Here is a 349-nt window from a genome sequence, read left to right as displayed (position 1 = left end):
GAGAAAGTGGTTGATGAAGCGGGTAAGCGCCTGAAATAAAGCGGCGATATCCCCCCCACAGGTTGTTAGAAAAGTGCGCTTTATTTATGTCGGATGCGACGCTGGCGCGTCTTATCAGGCCTACGCAGGGGTAGAACCGTAGGTCGGATAAGGCGTTTACGCCGCATCCGGCATGACCAACGATCACGTTATCAGTCATTTCAGGCTGGATGGCTCCAGCCTCGCATTAGCAAAGATGAGATTATTTCGCCTGTGGTGCAGTTTTGCTGGTGGATTGAACACGTAAGTGATGCAGCGCGCGTAAGCATTGATCTTGGGTTAGCGGTTGGGCGTTATTCGCCGCTACGGT

General features: G+C 52.4%; 2 protein-coding genes. Both read right to left on the bottom strand.

The window, feature by feature from the left end; all coding sequences use genetic code 11:
* A partial coding sequence (locus tag SB765_RS28445) for a hypothetical protein (protein ID WP_410932331.1) occupies positions 1–199 on the bottom strand: 199 nt, incomplete at its 3' end.
* Between the two features lie 42 nt (positions 200–241).
* The coding region (yjeJ, locus tag SB765_RS28440) for a YjeJ family protein (RefSeq protein ID WP_410932332.1) at positions 242–349 on the bottom strand (108 nt) is incomplete at its 5' end.

Origin of the sequence: Pseudomonas sp. SIMBA_067 (assembly GCF_046534675.1) — a bacterium.
Taxonomy (GTDB): domain Bacteria; phylum Pseudomonadota; class Gammaproteobacteria; order Pseudomonadales; family Pseudomonadaceae; genus Aquipseudomonas; species Aquipseudomonas putida.
The sequence above is the reverse complement of the archived record's forward strand: the minus strand, read 5'-3'. Positions and strand labels throughout refer to the sequence as shown.